The organism is Sphingomonas faeni, assembly GCF_024273235.1.
Classification (GTDB): Bacteria; Pseudomonadota; Alphaproteobacteria; order Sphingomonadales; family Sphingomonadaceae; genus Sphingomonas; species Sphingomonas faeni_A.
Map to the genome: position 1 here is coordinate 1 of NZ_JANBVH010000084.1, position 2,030 is coordinate 2,030.

The following is a 2,030-nucleotide window of genomic DNA, read 5'->3' on the forward strand; positions in this document are numbered from 1 at the left end:
AATAGTTTTCGCGGAGAACCAGCTATTTCCCGGCTTGATTGGCCTTTCACCCCTAAACACAACTCATCCGGTAACTTTTCAACGTTAATCGGTTCGGACCTCCAGTGCATGTTACTGCACCTTCATCCTGGTCATGCCTAGATCGCCGGGTTTCGGGTCTAATACATCAAACTCTGGCGCCCTATTCAGACTCGCTTTCGCTGCGCCTACACCTATCGGCTTAAGCTTGCTTGATACATTAAGTCACAGACCCATTATGCAAGAGGTACGCTGTCAGGCCATAAAAGCCCTCCAACTGCTTGTAGGCAATCCGTTTCAGGTACTGTTTCACTCCCCTCATCGGGGTGCTTTTCACCTTTCCCTCACGGTACTAGTTCGCTATCGGTCATGTACGAGTATTTAGGCTTGGAGGGTGGTCCCCCCATGTTCAGACAGAATTTCACGTGTTCCGCCCTACTCGAGTCCTGATGTTTCATTTTCGCATACGGGGCTGTCACCCGCTATGGCCGAACTTTCCAGATCGTTCTGCTAATTCACCATCAGGCACTGGCCTGGTCCGCGTTCGCTCGCCACTACTAACGGAATCTCGGTTGATGTCTTTTCCTCCAGCTACTGAGATGTTTCAGTTCGCCGGGTTCGCTTCACGAAGCCTATTTTATTCAGCTAAGTGATACCTAACCTAATTAACCCAAGCCCAGGTTGCCCTAGGTATGGATTAATCGGGATAGGTGGGTTTCCCCATTCGGAAATCGTCGGGTCAATGCTTGCTCACAGCTCACCGACGCTTATCGCAGCGTGCCACGTCCTTCATCGCCTGTACATGCCAAGGCATCCACGAATTGCCCTTACCTCACGCTTGAGAGTCCACACCACCAACGACATCACTGGGTGCCTCCAGAGGAGGTCACCAACTCGGCAGAGCAGTGCGTCGTGGCCTTTGTCAGGTGCGGATGATTATAATCTCAGCCAGATTATCTTGTATGATGATGTCGATATCTGGAGCCTCGAACCGCTCGTTTAGCTCGTTGACGCCGAAGCGCTCACGAACCGCCGAAGCAATCCTCGTCCCCAAAATCGAGCACCTCACGGCATCGATTTTAAAAAACCCATTCACAATGTCAAATACGACGGGCGTACCCGTCAATCACCGCACTCTCGTGCGGCGAACCGTTTCTCTTCATCAACCTGGATATGTGGTTAGCGTCGTCGCGCCCGCCGCGCCCGTCAGTCGCAGCGAAGCTGCGCCTTGTGGGCGCGCTTCTCGGCGCTGGCCGGTCTTGTCGAAGTGCGCGGCAGCTATGCTACCTCGTCTCTTCGACTGCGACTTGGTGGAGCCTATCGGGATCGAACCGATGACCTGATGCTTGCAAAGCAACCGCTCTCCCAGCTGAGCTAAGGCCCCATTAAGCTGCGAGATGGTGGGCCGAGTAAGAGTTGAACTTACGACCTCACGCTTATCAGGCGTGCGCTCTAACCACCTGAGCTACCGGCCCCAATCTCGCCCAAGCTGGTCCAAAGGACCGCTAGGCGGGAGGTGCCAGCTCAGATTACCCAAGCCGCTAGGCTTGGGATCCAGTTGATGAAGGGACATGAGGACGGCGGCTAATGTTCTTTGGAATGGAAGAAGCTCTTCCAACAGGGTGGCGTCCGAGGATGCGGGCCTGTCGGCGCTTTCTGCCGATATCCTTAGAAAGGAGGTGATCCAGCCGCAGGTTCCCCTACGGCTACCTTGTTACGACTTCACCCCAGTCGCTAAACCCACCGTGGTCGCCTGCCTCTCTTACGAGTTAGCGCAACGCCTTCGGGTGAATCCAACTCCCATGGTGTGACGGGCGGTGTGTACAAGGCCTGGGAACGTATTCACCGCGGCATGCTGATCCGCGATTACTAGCGATTCCGCCTTCATGCTCTCGAGTTGCAGAGAACAATCCGAACTGAGACGGCTTTTGGAGATTAGCTCACACTCGCGTGCTTGCTGCCCACTGTCACCGCCATTGTAGCACGTGTGTAGCCCAGCGCGTAAGGGCCAT

The 2,030-nt window shown here is 54.7% G+C and carries 2 tRNA genes and 2 rRNA genes; all 4 read right to left on the reverse strand.

The annotated features are described in order from the left end of the window. Positions 1-859, reverse strand: a 23S ribosomal RNA gene (locus NLI89_RS21560); the annotation flags it as partial. Positions 860-1,326: 467 nt separating this feature from the next. Then, a tRNA-Ala gene (locus NLI89_RS21565) sits at positions 1,327-1,402 on the reverse strand. Between the two features lie 14 nt (positions 1,403-1,416). Then, positions 1,417-1,493, reverse strand: a tRNA-Ile gene (locus tag NLI89_RS21570). Positions 1,494-1,690: 197 nt separating this feature from the next. Further along, positions 1,691-2,030: ribosomal RNA gene (locus NLI89_RS21575) — 16S ribosomal RNA — on the reverse strand; the annotation flags it as partial.